This is a genomic window from Actinomadura monticuli, assembly GCF_041463655.1.
In the GTDB taxonomy this organism is placed as follows: domain Bacteria; phylum Actinomycetota; class Actinomycetes; order Streptosporangiales; family Streptosporangiaceae; genus Spirillospora; species Spirillospora monticuli.
In genome coordinates, this window is the sequence record NZ_JAXCEI010000002.1 from 564,079 (window position 1) to 580,066 (window position 15,988).

13 protein-coding genes are annotated in these 15,988 nt (G+C 73.2%); 2 read left to right on the plus strand and 11 right to left on the minus strand.

Translation table 11 applies throughout. From position 1 onward, the window contains the following. Positions 1–79: 79 nt before the first annotated feature. Positions 80–1,390, plus strand: coding sequence for a PucR family transcriptional regulator (locus SM611_RS06145; RefSeq protein ID WP_371947898.1), 1,311 nt, complete (start codon positions 80–82; stop codon positions 1,388–1,390). Between the two features lie 2 nt (positions 1,391–1,392). On the opposite strand, the gene SM611_RS06150 is transcribed toward SM611_RS06145, so the two are convergent. The 4 genes from SM611_RS06150 to SM611_RS06165 form a co-directional block, all read right to left on the minus strand. Continuing rightward, positions 1,393–3,156 carry a hydroxysqualene dehydroxylase gene (locus SM611_RS06150; protein WP_371947899.1) on the minus strand — a complete coding sequence of 588 codons (1,764 nt, stop codon included), beginning with the start codon at positions 3,154–3,156 and terminating at the stop codon, positions 1,393–1,395. 321 nt (positions 3,157–3,477) lie between these two features. Beyond that, a complete protein-coding gene (locus tag SM611_RS06155; protein ID WP_371947900.1) occupies positions 3,478–3,678 on the minus strand; it encodes a hypothetical protein in 201 nt (66 codons plus the stop codon). 79 nt (positions 3,679–3,757) lie between these two features. Beyond that, entirely contained in the window at positions 3,758–4,549 is a 792-nt protein-coding gene (locus tag SM611_RS06160; protein WP_371947901.1) for an acetate uptake transporter family protein, read from the minus strand. 218 nt (positions 4,550–4,767) lie between these two features. Then, positions 4,768–5,184, minus strand: a complete 417-nt coding sequence (locus tag SM611_RS06165; protein WP_371947902.1) for an STAS domain-containing protein — start codon at positions 5,182–5,184, stop codon at positions 4,768–4,770. A gap of 100 nt (positions 5,185–5,284) precedes the next feature. Between SM611_RS06165 and SM611_RS06170 the strand changes: the two genes are divergently transcribed. Beyond that, on the plus strand, positions 5,285–5,530 hold the full coding sequence (locus SM611_RS06170; protein ID WP_371947903.1) for a DUF2630 family protein: 246 nt from the start codon (positions 5,285–5,287) through the stop codon (positions 5,528–5,530). A 19-nt stretch (positions 5,531–5,549) separates the two neighbouring features. Here the strand turns inward: SM611_RS06170 and SM611_RS06175 are convergent, their stop codons facing one another. The 7 genes from SM611_RS06175 to SM611_RS06205 all read right to left on the minus strand — a co-directional run bounded on the left by SM611_RS06175 (position 5,550) and on the right by SM611_RS06205 (position 15,695). After that, positions 5,550–7,196, minus strand: a complete 1,647-nt coding sequence (locus SM611_RS06175) for an L-lactate permease (RefSeq protein ID WP_371947905.1) — start codon at positions 7,194–7,196, stop codon at positions 5,550–5,552. Positions 7,197–7,311: 115 nt separating this feature from the next. Then, complete coding sequence (locus SM611_RS06180) at positions 7,312–9,405, minus strand: xanthine dehydrogenase family protein molybdopterin-binding subunit (RefSeq protein ID WP_371947906.1); 2,094 nt, start codon at positions 9,403–9,405, stop codon at positions 7,312–7,314. Then, entirely contained in the window at positions 9,402–10,382 is a 981-nt protein-coding gene (locus tag SM611_RS06185) for an FAD binding domain-containing protein (RefSeq protein WP_371947908.1), read from the minus strand. The genes SM611_RS06180 and SM611_RS06185 overlap by 4 nt, the downstream gene beginning before the upstream one ends. Beyond that, positions 10,379–10,903 (minus strand): 2Fe-2S iron-sulfur cluster-binding protein, encoded by a 525-nt coding sequence (locus SM611_RS06190; RefSeq protein WP_371948014.1) that lies wholly within the window; start codon positions 10,901–10,903, stop codon positions 10,379–10,381. The genes SM611_RS06185 and SM611_RS06190 overlap by 4 nt, the downstream gene beginning before the upstream one ends. 44 nt (positions 10,904–10,947) lie before the next feature. Then, on the minus strand, positions 10,948–11,823 hold the full coding sequence (locus SM611_RS06195) for a Cgl0159 family (beta/alpha)8-fold protein (RefSeq protein WP_371947909.1): 876 nt from the start codon (positions 11,821–11,823) through the stop codon (positions 10,948–10,950). A gap of 37 nt (positions 11,824–11,860) precedes the next feature. After that, positions 11,861–12,232, minus strand: coding sequence for a phage holin family protein (locus SM611_RS06200; protein ID WP_371947910.1), 372 nt, complete (start codon positions 12,230–12,232; stop codon positions 11,861–11,863). A 70-nt stretch (positions 12,233–12,302) separates the two neighbouring features. Continuing rightward, positions 12,303–15,695: an nSTAND1 domain-containing NTPase gene (locus SM611_RS06205; protein ID WP_371947911.1), complete on the minus strand. Its 3,393-nt coding sequence runs from the start codon at positions 15,693–15,695 to the stop codon at positions 12,303–12,305. Positions 15,696–15,988: the final 293 nt, after the last annotated feature.

Consider the following 15,988-nt stretch of genomic DNA (forward strand, 5'->3'; position numbering starts at 1 on the left):
TGGACGATGTCGCCGTGATCGTCCAGAATCTGGACAGACCGTTCAATTGGCTTGAAAACAGACTCTTGCGGGAGCCGTTGTGACGCGGGACAACACGGCGGGGGGCAGCACGGCGGGGGGCAGCACGGAAGCGGGCGCCACGGAGGTGTGCGGCACCGAGGCAGGCGCCGTGGTGAACGGCGCGGAACTGGCCGGCGCCGAGGTGAGCGGCAGGGCGCTGTGCATGGCGGGGCGGCCGATGGCGGCCCATCTGCGGGCCCGCGCCCCGCGGCTGACCCGGCGCGTCGTCGCACGGCTGCTCGCCGAGCTGCCCGTCTACGCGGAGCTGCCGCAGGAGGAGGTCGCCGGGGACATCGCCGGGATCGTCCAGCACAGCCTCCGGCAGTTCGCGGACGTCCTGGAGCGGCGCCGCCCGGCGGAGCCGCACGAGTTCGCCCGGCAGCGCGACTCGGCGGCGCTGCGGGCCGAGGAGAACGTGCCGCTGGACGCGATCCTGGCCGCGTACCAGATCGGCGCGGCGATGGCGTGGGAGGAGCTGAGCGCCGGCGCGGAGCCGGCCGACCTGTCCGCCTTCCAGGAGGCGCTCGGCTACTTCCTGGACTTCCAGCGGCTGCTGATCTCGGCGGTCAGCGCCGCCTACCTGGAGGTGCGGCAGATCCTCGACAGCCAGGAGCACGGCGGCCGGCACGCGCTGATGACCGCGCTGCTCGCCGGGGAGACCGCCGGGCTCCGGCCGGCGCCCCGGTACGCGGTCCTGACGCTGGCGTTCGCCCCGCATCCGGACGAGGCGGGCACGGGCCAGCGCGCCCGGATCGCGGCGCGCCGCAAGATCCGGCGGGTCCGGACGGTCCTGGACGAGGTCGCCGACGAGCCCGCCCTCACCTCCCTGGACGCCTCCGGCGGCACGGCTCTGCTGCCCTTCTCCGCGAGCTGGGACGACGTGTACGACCTGGTCGCGCGGGCCGCGAAGTGCGCCGACACGCGGATCACGGCGGCGGCGGAGATCACCGGGCCCGCCGGGATCCCCGCCGCCGCCGCGCAGACCGCCGAGATCATGGACCTGGTCCAGCGGGCGGGCCGCCCGCCGGGCCTGTACCGGCTCGCGGACGTCCTGCTCGACTACCAGCTCAGCCGGCCGAGCGGCGCGCTCGCCGGGCTCGCCGCCCTGCTGGCGCCGCTCGACCGCAAGCCCGAGCTGCTCCGCACACTGGAGCGCTACATGGCCTGTGACCTGGATCGGCGGACGACGGGCGCGGCCCTGCACGTCCACCCGAACACGGTGGCCTACCGCGTCCGCCGGATCAGCGCTCTGACCGGGCTCGATCCGGCCCGGCCGAGCGACCTGCGGCTACTGCACGCGGCGCTGGTCGCGCGCCGCGCCCTTCCTTAGGGTCACCTCCCGGGGAAGCGCGGGTCGAGGACGTCGAACTGGTGCGGCAGCCGCAGCGCATAGCGCAGCTTGTCGTTGGCCTTGAACGGCGCCCACAGCGGCTGCTCGTACAGCTCGTGGACGTCGCACCGCGAGGCGCTCGAGCCGGCCGCGTCCAGCAGCGCGTTGACCGCCTGCCGGCCGCCCTGGTTGGCGCCCTCCATCGTGGTGACGTTGATCGGCGTCTTGACCCAGTCCCCGGCCAGGAACAGGTTCGGGATCTTGGTCTTGGCCGTCGGGCGCAGCTTCCACGACCCGGGCTGCTGGATGAACAGCGGGGTGTCGTTGGTGACGCCGCCGCTCCCGTTCGGGATGATCGCCGGGTCCAGGAACCACGAGTGCAGGTCGGCGTCGGTGAGGAGGGTCTGGCCGCTGTCGTTGAGGTGCGCCTTGATCTGCCGCCACGTCTCGGCGGCGATCTCGTTCGGCAGGCAGTCCGTCGCCCGCTTTTTGTTGAACGTGCCGGGCGTGAACCAGTCGGAGATGATCGACGACAGGCAGTCCTGGACGGTGCCGTCGCCGTAGGTGGAGAAGTCCCGCTTCCAGAACTGCTCCTGGCTGATGGACGTGACCGCCCAGCTCGAGTCGCCGTAGTTCACGTGGCCGGGGGCGAGCGGCAGCTTCTTCTTGAGGAAGAACTGCAGCCCGGTCATCCAGTCGGTGCGCAGGCCCCGGATGTTCGCCAGCGACGGGTCGGCGTTCAGGACGGCGTCGCTGAGCAGGGTCGCGGTCCGCTCGCACGGCATCGCGACGACGAACCAGTCGGCGGAGATCGGGGACTTGCCCTTGACGCCCGCGGACGTGATCCTGCCGTTGGAGACGCTGAGCGAGTTGACCTCGTAGCCCACGTTGAACTTGACGCCGAGGTTGCGCAGGTGCGCGATCCAGGGGTCGAGCCACATCTCGGACGAGGAGCCGTTCAGCACCCGGTCGACGGACCCGCCGGGCTCGTTGCCCAGCCCGATGATGCTCCACACGGTGGCCTCGCCGACCATCGCGATCGAGTGGGTGCTCGCGTCCTTGGACTTGGTGGCGGCGAGGTTGCGGATCGTCCCGTCGGCGATGAACTTGTTGTACTCGTCGGAGTACCAGTCGGCGCGGATGTAGTCGGCCCAGGTGATGTTGTCCCACTGGCCGAGCTTGCGCTCGTCGCAGCTGGTGACGTACACGAGGAGCTTCTGCGCGGCGAACGCGGCCTCGGTCACCGTCAGCTTGGCGATCGTCTGGAGCCCCGAGGCGATCGTGGCGAGGAAGCTGTTGACGTCGTAGATCCGCGATTCCGGCGGAAGCGGGAAGGGGAACGGGATGGTGAGGTCGGGGCGTCCCTGCCTCGACATCATGTACGCGTCGGCCCGGACGAGGTTGTTCCAGGTGCCCTTGGAGTTGCCGGGGAAGGGCGTGCGCCGCATGTTGTCGGTGAGGTTGAAGTAGAACCCGGGGAAGAAGCGGAATCCGTGCTCGCCCGGCAGGTCGAGCCTGCCGCCCGTCCCGGTGCCCGGCGGGAAGATGCTGCGCGCCTTGCCGCCGAGGGCGGTGCGCTCGTAGACCTCGACCTCGAAGCCTCGGTCGATCAGCTCGTGTGCGGCGGTGAGTCCGGCGACGCCGGCGCCGAGGACGGCGACGCGCCCTGTCGCCGCCCGTGCGGGGAGCTGCCCCACGGCCATCGCGCCCGCGGTGGCTGCGCCCGCCACTCCCGCGTCTCGTAGGAACCTTCTGCGTGTCGTCACGGCGACCCTCCTGGTGCCAGGCCCCCGACCCATAAGTGGTGAGTTACTTGTAACACGCTATTAGCACACTGCCAATAAGCCGGGACGCGCCGGGTCCGGCCACCGCGAAAAACAGATGGAAACGGACAGACCGATACAGCAGAAGACACCGGACGCGTGCACGTCCGGTGTCACTCCGCGCTCGGCGCCGCCCGTCCGGCACTCGCGGCACGAGCGGCACGAGCGGCGCGACCGGCGCGACCGGCGCCGCGCGGTCGCGCGCCGGCGCGGGGCTCACGGCGCGCGGTGCGCACAAGGCTCCGGCGCACGGTCGAGCGGGCCTCAGCCCGCGGTGGCGCCGGGGTGCTCGGTGCGGAGGTGGTGCTGGAGCGCGGACAGTTCGAGGTGCGGCTCATGGCAGCGCACGCACGCCCAGACCCCGCTGGGAATCGTCACGCCGTGCTTCGCCGCGTCGTCGCGCGCGCACAGCGCGGTGTAGGTCTGGACGAGGCGCCGCCAGGTCCTCCGTACCGCCAATGACATTCCCGCTCCCCTCCGAGCCGGATCTCCATGGATCGACCCAGGATATGGCAACGGGAATGTCAAGGCGACACGCCGAAGATCACTGCCCGATCTTCACCCCCGGTTCACCGTGCCGGTACTCCAGGGGGCGAATGCCGCGACCGCCCGGGATGTTGCCGCCCGCACGGTACTTGCCGGTGGGCAGGATCGTCCGCCCGAAGGTGTTCTCCATCATCATCGCCGCCGCCGCGTACAGGGCGATGACCGCGGTCGCGACGAACAGCCAGCCGCCGACGTCCAGGCTCCAGTTGGACGGAGCCCAGAAGCCCGCCGCGGTGAAGCCCGCGCCCACGGCCAGGCACCCCAGGAGCAGCGCGAAGACGATGTTCTCACCGAGTGCCGCGAGCGCGCAGATCCCGGTGATCACCGCCAAGGCCACGAACCAGAACGCGAATCCCTCCCGGACGGTGCCGAGGATCGGTGCCAGTGCCGCTGGAGCCGAGCCGATGCTGACGAGCATGAACAACAGGCCCCAGGCGATCCAGAAGGCGCCCCACATGCCGTGCACGGCGGTGGCCAGGCCGTCCCGGGCCCGGTAGGCCCACATGCCGGCCGCGAACTGCGCGAGACCGCCGAAGAACAGCACGAAGGGCCAGAGGATCAGCGGGGTGGCGGCATTGCCGTACCAGCCGGCCTGCCACGCGCCGACCATCATGGTCGCCCCCGCCAAACCGAACAGCCCGAGGATGGACGGTGCCGCGATGGGCTGCAGGAACACGCGCGTCCGGTCCTCCCACAACGCGTGCTCGCCGGGCACGTCCGCGCCGCGGTGCGGCGCCGCGGTGGCCGCGCCCTCGGCGGGTGTCGCGGCCGCGCCGCGCTCGCCGGACATCGGCGCTTCCGCTCGCTCTCTTCGCCTTGCCATGAGATCCCCCTCTGCAATCGGAGAGCTACAAAACCCCCCTAACCGTCGTATTGAGGGTCAAACTGCCCACACGCCGGATGCACGGGAAAGTCTCCGGCATCAACCCCATCGTTTGCCTCGCCCGGACGTCCCGATGACGATCGGATGACCTTGGGACGACCTTGGGACGACCTTCGCGGCCCCGGTCAGCGACCGGTGGGACGGCAGTGGATCGTGAGGCCCGGCGTGGTGTGCCAGCCGATCAGCCGGAACAGCCGGTCGATGTGCGGCGAGACCGTGTGCAGGACGAGCAGGCGGCCCTGCTCGTGGAGGTCGCGGGCGACGCCGGTGAAGGCGCGCAGGCCGGCGACGTCCATGAACGACAGCGCGGCCAGGTCGACGTGGACGTCCCCCGGCACGCGGGACAGCGCGGCGTGCAGGGCGGAGACGACGCCGGGAGCGGTGGAGACGTCGATCTCGCCGCTCATCCGCAGCCAGGGCGCGGCCGACGCGGCGGCGATGTGCAGGAGCGCCGTGTCGTGCTCGACGATGTCGTACTGGGGAGCCGTCCGCTCCCCGGCCCCGGAGGCGCCCTCGCCGCCGGTGATCCGCCAGACCGTCATCTGCACCTCGCCCTTGGACGGAGCGCCGCTACCGTGCGCGGCCCCGTATGTGCCAGGCTCTCACCTGTCGGCATCTTATGAACCCCACCGGGCGGATTTCATGGACGAGAAGGCGATTCTGGACCGGATCAACGAGTTCATCGAGGAGGAGCACGACCTTCGCAGGGCCCATGAGCGCGCCGAGACCACCGACGCCGCCGCACAGGACCGGCTGCGGCGGCTGGAGGTGGCGCTCGACCAGTGCTGGGACCTGCTGCGCCAGCGGCGGGCCCGGCTGGCGGCGGGACAGAACCCGGACGACGCCGAGGTCCGTCCCGCCGGCGAGGTGGAGAACTACTGGCAGTAGCGTCCGCCTCCGCTTCCGGTCACGGGACCATCCAGCCGAGGACGCCGGTGGACTGGAGGCCCGACAGCACGCACATCCCGGCGAGGAACAGCAGGCTCCAGAGGACGACGCGGCGGAAGATGTCGCCCTCCTTGCCGTCCAGGCCGACGGCCGCGGCCGCGATGGCGAGGTTCTGCGGGGAGACCATCTTGCCGAGGACGCCGCCGGAGCTGTTCGTGGCGGCCATCAGCACGGTGTCGAGGTCGGCCTTGTTCGCGGCGGTGACCTGCAGGGCGCCGAACAGCGAGTTGGACGAGGTGTCCGACCCGGTGACGGCGGTGCCGAGCCAGCCGAGGATCGGCGACAGCACCGCGAACGCGCCCCCCGCGCCGGCCATCCAGGTGCCGAGCGTGACCGTCTGCCCGGACGCGTTCATCACGAACGCCAGGGCGAGGACGGCCATCACGGTGATGATCGCCCACCTGAGCTGGACGAGGGTCGTCCAGTAGGCGCGCAGGGCCTTGCCGAGGCCGACGCCGAGCACGGCCATGGTGATCAGCCCGGCGACGAGCATCTGCGTGCCGGGCGTGGTCAGGTAGTTGAAGGTGAAGGTGGGCAGGCTGAGCGGCTTGCCGGTCGGGCCGGCGAGGTCGAGGCCGGGCCAGGAGAACGTCCGGGTGGCCTTGTCCAGCAGGTCCTTGACCTGGTCGATCTGGCAGACGACGAAGACCGCGATGATGATCGCGTAGGGCGCGTAGGCGCGCGCGACCTCGGCGCGCGAGTCGGGCTCGCCGCCGGACTCGACGCGGGCGGCGAACTCGGGGGTGGGCTCGTCGGCGGCGCCGCCCGCGACGGGGGCCGGACGGGCCGCGGCGGGCCGCGGGCGCAGCCGGACGACGAGGACGACGGCGGCGGCGGAGACGAGGGACGCGACGACGTCGGCGAGCGGCACCGAGATGAAGTTCGCGGTGACGTACTGGGCGACGCCGAACGCGAAGCCGCAGAACAGGGCGGTCGGCCACGTCTCGCGGAAGCCTCGCCTGCCGTCCACGATGTAGACGAGGACGAGCGGGACGAACAGCGCGAGGATCGGGGTCTGCCGCCCCACCATGGCGCCGAGCGTGTCGCTGGACTCCCCGGTGACCTTGCCGAGGGTGAGGATCGGGGTCGCCATCGCGCCGAACGCGACCGGCGCGGTGTTGGCGGTCAGCGCGAGCACGGCGGCCTTGATCGGCTTGAAGCCGAGCGCGATGAGCATGACGGACGTGACGGCGACCGGGGTGCCGAAGCCCGCGAGGGCCTCCAGCAGGGCGCCGAACGAGAACGCGATCAGCACGGCCTGGAGCCGGCTGTCGTCGCTGACCTGGGCGAACGACCGGCGGAGCACGTCGAAGTGGCCGGTCGTGACGGTGATGTTGTAGACCCAGAGCGCGTTGATGACGATCCACAGGATCGGGTAGAAGCCGAACGCCGCGCCCTCGGTTCCGGCGAGGAACGCCTGATCGGCGGGCATGCCGTACGTCCAGATCGCGACGGCGAGGGAGACCGCCAGCGCGATCAGGGACGCCAGCCACGCCCGCATGCGGACGCCCCCGAGCAGGACGAACAGCACGGCCAGCGGCAGCGCGGCGACGAGTGAGCTCCAGCCGAGCGAGTCGGCGACGGGATCGAGGACCTGCTGGTACACGGGACCACCTCGCGGGTAGGGAGCGCCCCCGAGCAGGGGATCGATACCCACCCGCGTGACGTGGATCACCTTGATAGTGAACTTTTCAACCGGTCATGTCGGGGGCGGTCCCGAGTCAGGGCCCCCGGAGCAGTTTCGGCGGGGTGATGGGCAGGTCGCGGACGCGGATCCCGGTCGCGTGGTGGACGGCGTTGCCGACCGCCGCGGCGGCGCCGACGATGCCGATCTCGCCGATGCCCTTGGCGCCCATCGGGTTCAGGTGCGGGTCGGACTCCTCCACCCACACGGCGTCGATGTCGCGGACGTCGGCGCAGGCCGGGACGTGGTACTGGGCCAGGTCGCGGTTCAGGTAGTCGCCGAACCCGGTGTCCATGACGCTCTCCTCCATCAGCGCCATGCCGATGCCCATCGTCATTCCGCCGATGAGCTGGGAGCGGGCCGTCTTCGGGTTGATGATCCGCCCGGCGGCGAACACGCCGAGCATCCGCCGGACGCGGGTCTCGCCGGTGTCGGCGTCCACCTCGACCTCGGCGAACTGCGCGCCGAACGCGTGCCGGGCGTACTCGTCCCGGGCCTTGAGCTCCGCGGAGGTGTCGGCGGTCGCCTCCAGCCCCTCCGGCGGAACCTCGCCGTTCCCAGTGTGGAAGGACGACCCCCCACGCCCGCCGTTCAGGCTGCCGCGCAGGCTCTCGCAGGCGCGGTAGACGGCCGTGCCCCAGCTCGCCGTCCCGGCGGAGCCGCCCGCGACGGTCGCCCGCGGCAGGGAGCTGTCGCCTATCTCGATCCTGACGTGGTCGAGGTCGGCCTTGAGCGTCTCGGCGGCGATCATGGCGAGCGCGGTGCGGGCGCCGGTGCCGATGTCGGCGGCGGCGATCCGGACGGTGAACGTCCCGTCGGGCTCGGCGCGGGCCGTCGCCTTGTTGGGCCGCATGTACGCGGGATAAGTGGACGCCGCGACGCCCGTGCCGATGAGCTTGCGCCCCTCCCGCCGGACGCCCGGGGCGGGGTCGCGCCCCTCCCAGCCGAACCGGTCCGCGCCCTCGCGCAGGCACGCGACCAGGTTGCGGGAGCTGAACGGCAGCCCGCTCTCCGGTTCCCGGTCGGTGTCGTTGCGGACGCGCAGCTCGACGGGGTCGATGCCGGCGGCGATGGCCAGCTCGTCCATGGCGGATTCGAGCGCGTACATCCCGGGCGTCTCGCCCGGGGCCCGCATCCAGGACGGCGTGGGTACGTCCAGGCGGACCACGCGGTGGGTCGTGCGCCGGTTGGCGCCCCGGTACATGACGCGGGTGGGCGTCGCGGTCTGCTCGGCGAACTCCCTGACGGTGGACGTCTGCTCGAACACGTCGTGCAGGACGGCGGTGAGCCGTCCGTCGTGGTCGGCGCCGAGCCTCATCCGCTGGATCGTCGGCGTCCGGTACCCGGTCGTGGCGAACATCTGCTGCCGGGGTACGGCGAACTTGACGGGACGTCCCACGGCCCGCGCCGCCATGGCCGCCAGGACGACGCTCGGCCTGGGCGTCCCCTTGGAGCCGAACCCGCCGCCGACGTGATGGGCGACGACGCGCACCTCGGACGGGTCGAGCCCGAACACCCCGGCGATCGTGGCCGAGACGGACGACGCGCCCTGCGTGGAGTCGTAGAGCGTCAGGGAGCCGTCGCCGTTCCACTGGGCGAGCGTCGCGTGCGGCTCCATCGGGTTGTTGTGCTCCGCCGGGGTCGTGTAGGTGACGTCCACGCGGACGGCCGAGTGGCCGAACGCGTCCTCCGGTTCGCCCTGCTCGGTGTCGGCGGGGAACGCGGGATTCACCTTCTCCGGCTTGTAGAGGCCGGGATGGTCGGTGCGCAGGGTGACGTCCGGCTCCTCCGCCGCGTACTCGACCCGGACGAGGCGGGCCGCCTCCCGCGCGGTCTCCAGCGTCTCCCCGACGACGGCGGCGACGAACTGGCCCCGGTAGGAGACCGTCCGCGACTGGAACAGGGCCAGCTCGCCGTCCGAGGTGTCGGCGAGCCTCGGCGCGTTCTCGCAGGACAGGACGGCGATGACGCCGGGAAGCCGCAACGCGGCCTCGGTGTCGACCGACCTGATCTCGCCCCTGCCGACGTCCGCCTGGACGGCCGACGCGTACGCGACGTCCTCCACCGGGTACTCGAACGCGTACCGCGCCCGCCCGGTGACCTTGTCGCGGCCCTCCAGCCGGTCGGTCATGGCTCCTCCACCCCGCCCAGCTCCATCAGCGACTGGACGATCAGATTGCGCGCGAGCGGCACCTTGTAGGCGTTGTCGCGCAGCGGTTCGGCGGCGTCCAGTTCGGCCTCGGCGGCGCGCGTGAACGACTCCCGGCTCGCCTCGGCGCCGCGCAGCGCGTCCTCGGCACGCCAGGCCCGCCACGGCTTGTGGGCCACACCGCCCAAGGCCAGCCGGACGTCGCGCACCGTGCCGTCGCGCGCGTCCAGGGCCGCGGCTATGGAGACGAGCGCGAAGGCGAACGACGAGCGTTCCCGGACCTTGCGGTAGCGGGACGGCATGCCGAGCGCGGGAACCTCCACCGCGGTGATGAGGTCGCCCGGCTCCAGCGTGGTGTCGCGCTCCGGCTCGTCGCCGGGCAGCCGGTGGAGTTCGTCGATGGGGATGGTCCGGAGCCCCTCTCGCCCTTGGATCCGCACGGACGCGCCCAGCGCCGCCAGCGCCACCGCCATATCGGACGGGTGCGTCGCCACGCACGCCTGCGAATGGCCCAGGATCGCCAGGTTGTGGTGCTCGCCCTCCCTGGCCGGGCATCCGCTTCCCGGGTTCCGCTTGTTGCACGGCTTGGCGGTGTCCTGGAAGTAGGAGCAGCGCGTGCGCTGGAGGAGGTTGCCGCCGACCGTCGCGAGGTTCCTGATCTGGCCGGACGCGCCCGCGAGGACGGCCTGCGCGAGCATGGGATGCCCTTCCCGGACCGTCGGGTCCGCGGCCAGCACGCTGTTGCTCACGGCCGCGCCGATGACGACGCTTCCGTCCGGGCGCAGTTCGATCTCGTCGTACGGGAGGTGCGCGACGTCCACGAGCCTGGCCGGCTCCTCCACGCCGAGACGCATCAGGTCCACGAGGTTGGTTCCGCCGCCCAGGTAGACGGCCCCGCCGTCGTGCCGCTCCAGGGCGTCCTCGGCGCTGGTGGCGCGCTCGTACGCGAAGGGCCTCATGCTTCCGCCGCCTCCCTCGCCCGGGCGGCCTGCCGTACGGCGGCCACGATCCCGGCGTAGGCGCCGCACCTGCACAGGTTGCCGCTCATGCGCTCGCGGATCTCGGCGTCGTCCAGGACGGGGTCGGACCCCAGGTCGGCGGTCACGGCGCTGGGCCAGCCGCGCTCGGCCTCCGCCAGCACCGCCGTCGCGGAGCACAACTGCCCGGGGGTGCAGTACCCGCACTGGAAGGCGTCCTGCTCGATGAACGCCTCCTGGACGGGACTCAGCCGTCCGTCCTCGGCGAGCCCTTCGACGGTGACGACGTCGGCGCCGTCGTGGGCGACGGCCAGCGCGAGGCACCCGTTCGCGCGGCGCCCGTCGAGCAGGACGGTGCAGGCGCCGCACTGGCCGTGGTCGCAGCCCTTCTTCGACCCGGTCAACCCGAGGGTCTCCCGCAGGACGTCCAGCAGGGACGCGCGGGTGTCGACGTTCAGCCGGTGCTCCGTGCCGTTCACGACCAGGGTGATGTCGGCGTGCATAGGCGTGTCCATGCCTGCGCCCTACCCCGATGCGCGGAGGTGAGTCAGAGGACCTCGACCGCGGCGTCCACGGCGGCCGCGACGTCGCCGTCCGGCGGGTACAGCAGCGTGCGTCCGGCGACGAGGCCCTTCACGCCGGGGATCCGCATCGCGCGGCGCCAGCCCTCCAGCACCGCGTCCGGGTCGCCCGCCTCGCCCGCGGTGTCGCCGCCGAGCAGCAGCACGGGCAGCGTGGTCGCCGCCACCACCCGCTCCATCGCCGGCACGACCGGGAGCTTCAGCCACGTGTACGCCGACGTGACGCCGAGCCCGGCCGCGACCGACACCGCGCGGATCATCGCCTCCGGCGTCAGCAGGTTCCGGACGCGGCCCTCGACCCGATGCGCGACGAACGGCTCCACCAGGGCCATCAGCCCGCGCCGGGCGAGGCCCGAGACCGCGTGCGCGCAGCCCTCCAGCGTGTCCGCCGTCGCCGGGTCGGCGTCGTCGACGCGCAGCAGCATCGTGCCGCCGTCCAGCCGCGCGGCGGCGATCGCGGCGGCGTCGTAGGCGGTGAACCGGTCGTCGATCTCGAAGGACGTCCCGGCGAGGCCGCCGCGGTTCATCGAGCCGATCGCGATCCGGTCGTCCAGCACGGCGAGGAGCAGCAGGTCCTCGATGAGGTCGGGGGCGGCGAGCACGCCGTCCACGCCGGGGCGCCCGAGCGCGGTGCACAGGCGGTCGAGCAGGTCGGCGCGGCCGGCCATCGCCACCGGATCGGCGCCCACCCCGAGCGCGCCGCGCGCCGGATGATCCGCCGCGATGATCATCAGCGGGCCGCCGGCGCCGGGCGGGCCGTCGCGGCGCGCCCGCGCGGCGGCCGCGGCGGCGACGGCCCCGGGCCGCGCGGCCCGCACGTCGGTCAGCTCGCTGATGCGCACTCCGCCGAGTCTGCTGACGCCCGCTACCGTGTGTCAATCAGTCGGAGTCGGAGAGTATCTCCACGACCTGGCGGGCCGTCTCCGTCGGCAGCGGCGCCGGCAGGCCCTTCCACTTGCGGGACGCGGCCACCGCCGCCGCGCCCGCCCCGCCGCCGTACACGGCCGCGGCGACGAACGACGCCAGCTCCGGCGGCAGCTTCTTCTCCAGCAGCAGGACGTTCATCCGGTAGGTGGCGGCCGTCGCGAGCATGCCGAACGCCCCGGCGACCGCGCCCAGCCGCAGCGCGGGGATGCGCTGCCGCGCCTTGTCCAGCATCTCCTGTTGCGCGGCGTCGACCACCCGCCGGGCGAGCAGGAGGTTCTGCTCCAGCGGGCCGTCGACCTCCGCGGGTTCGCGCGACTCCGTCATGGCCCCCGGTTTACCCGGAGAAGGGCGAAAGAATCCGGCGAGCGAAGGGGAAGGCCGGGACCCGCGACGGTCAGGAGGCCGGGGCCTGCTGATCCTCGGGTGCCGGGCGCGGCGACGGGATCATGAGGGCTTGGCGCTCGTCGGAGGTCAGCGGGCGGAAGACGCGGGTCCGGGCCCGCTCGACCAGCGCGGGGGCGTCGGTGACGGCCTCCCAGACGCGGACCGTCCGGTCGCCGGAGGCGGTGGCGATGCGGGTGCCGTCCGGCGACCAGGCCACGTCCCAGATCTCGTCGTCGTGGACGGCGGCGACGGACAGTTCGGTGCCGGAGAGCGCCTCCCACAGGCGGACGGTCCGGTCGCCGGACGCGGTCGCGAGGAACCGGCCGTCCGGCGACCACGCCACCGACCACAGCCAGCCGTCATGCCCGGACAGGACGGACACCTCCGTGCCCTCCGCCGCGTCCCACACCCGCACCGCGCGGTCGCCGGAGAGGGCCGCGATGTGGGCGCCGTCCGGCGACCAGGCCAGCGCCCGGACGGCGCCCTGCGGGACGGTCAGCGCCGTGACCCGCAGGCCCGTCCGCGGCTCCCAGATCAGGACCGCCCCGTCCTGCGACCCGGAGGCGATCCGGTCGCCGCCGGGCGACCAGGAGACGGCGCGGACGGTGTCCTCGTGGCCGCGCAGCACGAGCGGCGCGGAGCCGTCGGGGTTCTGGAGCCGGATCGTGCGGTCGTCGGACGCGCTGGCCAGCCGCGCGCCGTCCGGCGACCACGCCACCGCCCGCACCCAGTCGCCGTGCTCGGCGAGGACGCTCTCCTGCGCGCCGTCCGCCGTCCAGACCCGCGCGGTCCGGTCGCGGGACGCGGTCGCGATCCGGGTGCCGTCGGGCGACCACGCCACGTCCCAGACCTCGTCGGTGTGCCCGCGCAGCACCCGCGGGCCGTCACCGGCGTGGACGCGGACGGTGCCGTCGTGCGAGGCGGAGGCGATGCCGCCCGCGGACCAGTCGACCGCCGCGACCGCACGCTCGTGCCCGCGCAGCACCTCGACCTCGGCGGCGCGCTCGGCGTCCCAGAAGCGGACGGTCCGGTCGTTGGAGCCGCTGGCGAGGCGGGCGCCGTCCGGCGACCAGGCCACCGCGCGCAGCGCCTCGCCGTGCCCGCGGAACACCGCCAGCTCGGTGCCCTCCGCGGCCGACCACAGCCGGATCGTCCGGTCATGGGAGCCGGTGGCGAGCCGGGCGCCGTCCGGCGACCACGCGACGGCCCAGACGATGTCGCCGTGCCCGCTCAGCACCGGCCCGGCCCCGCCGGTCGCCGCGTCCCACACCCGCGCCGTCCGGTCGTAGGAACCGCTGGCGAGGCGGGCGCCGTCCGGCGACCAGACGGCCGTGCGGACGGTGTCGTCGTGGCCGTCCAGCCGGGCCGTCTGCCGCCCGGTCGCCGCGTCCCAGATCCGGACCGTGCGGTCGTCGGACGCGCTGGCCAGGCGGGTGCCGTCCGGTGACCAGGCCACGTCGCGGACCCAGCCCTCGTGGCCGCTGAGCGTGGCCTCGGCCGCGCCGTCCGCGGGGTTCCAGATCCGCACGTCGCCGTCGCGGGACGCGGAGGCGAGGCGGGCGCCGTCCGGTGACCAGGCCACGCCCCACACCATGTCGCGGTGGCCGCGCAGCAGGGCGGTCCGGGTCCGGGCCTCCGCGTCCCAGACGCGGACGGTCAGGTCGTCGGACGCCGAGGCGAGCCGCAGCCCGTCCGGCGACCAGGCGATCGCCATGACCCCGGACTCGTGCCCGCGCAGCACCGCGACCCTGCCGCCGTCCGCGTCCCAGATGCGGACGGTCCGGTCCGCGGACGCCGTCGCGACCCGCGAGCCGTCCGGCGACCAGGCCACCGCCCAGATGCGGTCGTCGTGGCCGCGCAGGACGCCGCGCACCCGGGACACCGCGAGCGCCGCCGACAGCGCCCGGCGGGCCAGCGGCGTCGGCGCGCACTCCTCGTGCGCGGCGAGGGCGAGCAGCAGGCTGTGCTCGGGGTCGGTGCGGAAGCCGGTGAGCGCCTGCCGGGCGATGGAGTCGGCGAGCCGCCGCATCGCCGCGCCGTCCGAGCGGTGCGAGATCTCGACGAACTCGGCGGCCAGCGGCTCCACGGCGGCGACGCCGTCCGCCTCGGCGAGCCATTTGCGCGCCGCGACCAGCCGCTCCCCGCGCAGCAGGTACGCCTCCTGGCGGCCGTAGCGGTCCCATTCGGCGGCCCACTGCTCCAGGTCGGCGAGGCGGCGGAGCGTCTCGGCGTGCAGCGCGATCGTCTGCCGCAGCGGCGCCCAGGCGGAGAACAGCGCCTCGTGCGAGACGTCGAACACCGCCTCCTCGCCGTCCCGGCCGCTGGTGCACAGCCGCTCGCGGACGAACGCGTCCGCGACCAGGCGGCCGGTGCCGTCCAGTTCGCTCGCGGGCACCCGCCGCCGCGTCGGGCGCCCGTCGGTGAACCTGACGAACTTCAGCAGCGTCGGCAGGACGGGCGGCGCCGGCTCCAGCGCCTCCAGCTCCCGCATCACCCGGTCGGCGCGGCGGGTGAGCGCGCCGTCGACGCCGCCGGTCCGCCGGTAGTCCTCGGCGGTGATGGTCCCGTTGCGTCCGACGTGCAGGTACAGCTCGTGCAGCAGGTAGGCGAGCAGGGGCAGCGCCGTGCCGTCCCGGGTGTCGTCGGCCATCTGCGCGACCAGCTCGGGCGGCTCGAACGCGACGCCCGCCCGTTCGGCCGGTTCCCGGATGACGGTGCGCAGCGCCGCCCGGTCCAGTGCGGTGACGGTGAAGGGGTGCCGGAACATGCCGGCGGACGCGCCGCTGAGGAACGCGGTGAGGAACTCGGCCCGGAAGACGAACACGACCCACAGCTTGGGGTCGGCGCCCAGGGCGTCCCGGAGCATGCCCAGGAAGGCGTCGCAGTCGTCGTCCACCGCGAGCGTGAGCAGCTCCTCGGCCTGGTCGACGACGATCAGCACCGACCGGTTCCGCCGTCCCCGCCGGAGCGCGTCGATGCGGCGTCCGAGCTCGGCGGGATCGTCCCGCAGCCCGGCCTCGATCTCCTGCGCGTCCCGCTCGCCCTGGGCGTCGGCGACGCGCTGGGCCAGGCAGCGGAACGGGTCGTCCTCCGGGGTCAGCGGCGGCAGCACGACCCACCGCCGCTGCTGGTGCAGGCGCGGCAGCAGCCCCGCGTACAGCAGCGACGACTTCCCGACGCCGGACGGCCCGGTCACCGCGATCGAGCGCGGCTCACCGCCCGGCCGCAGGCGCTCGATCAGCTCCTGGATCTCGGCGTCGCGTCCGAAGAAGACGCCGTCGTCCTCTTCGGTGAAGGCGTCCAGGCCCGGGTACGGCGACCGGTCGGCCTCCCACACCGGCCGCGCCAGGGTCCGCCGCTCCTGCCCCTTCTCCCACGCCAGGACGAGGGGGATCAGCAGCATGCACAGGATGATGACGGGAAGCGCCCACTTTTGAACGACATGAGTTGTTTGTGGCGAAACCTGCAATGCCAGTCCGAGCAACGCCACCAGCAGGATCATCAGATAGCCCGGAAAGACCGGCCCCTGCCGACGACGCATGCACAACCCCCGGAAGACCGCGAACTTCGCCCATGCTACGTGGGCCGCCTTTCCCGACCATGATCGCGTTCCAGTCGAAGACAGGCGAAATGCTCGGGTCCGTTCGGACATGTGGCCTGCATCTGGTCTATTCGCCGCGTCCCCGGGGCGCGCGA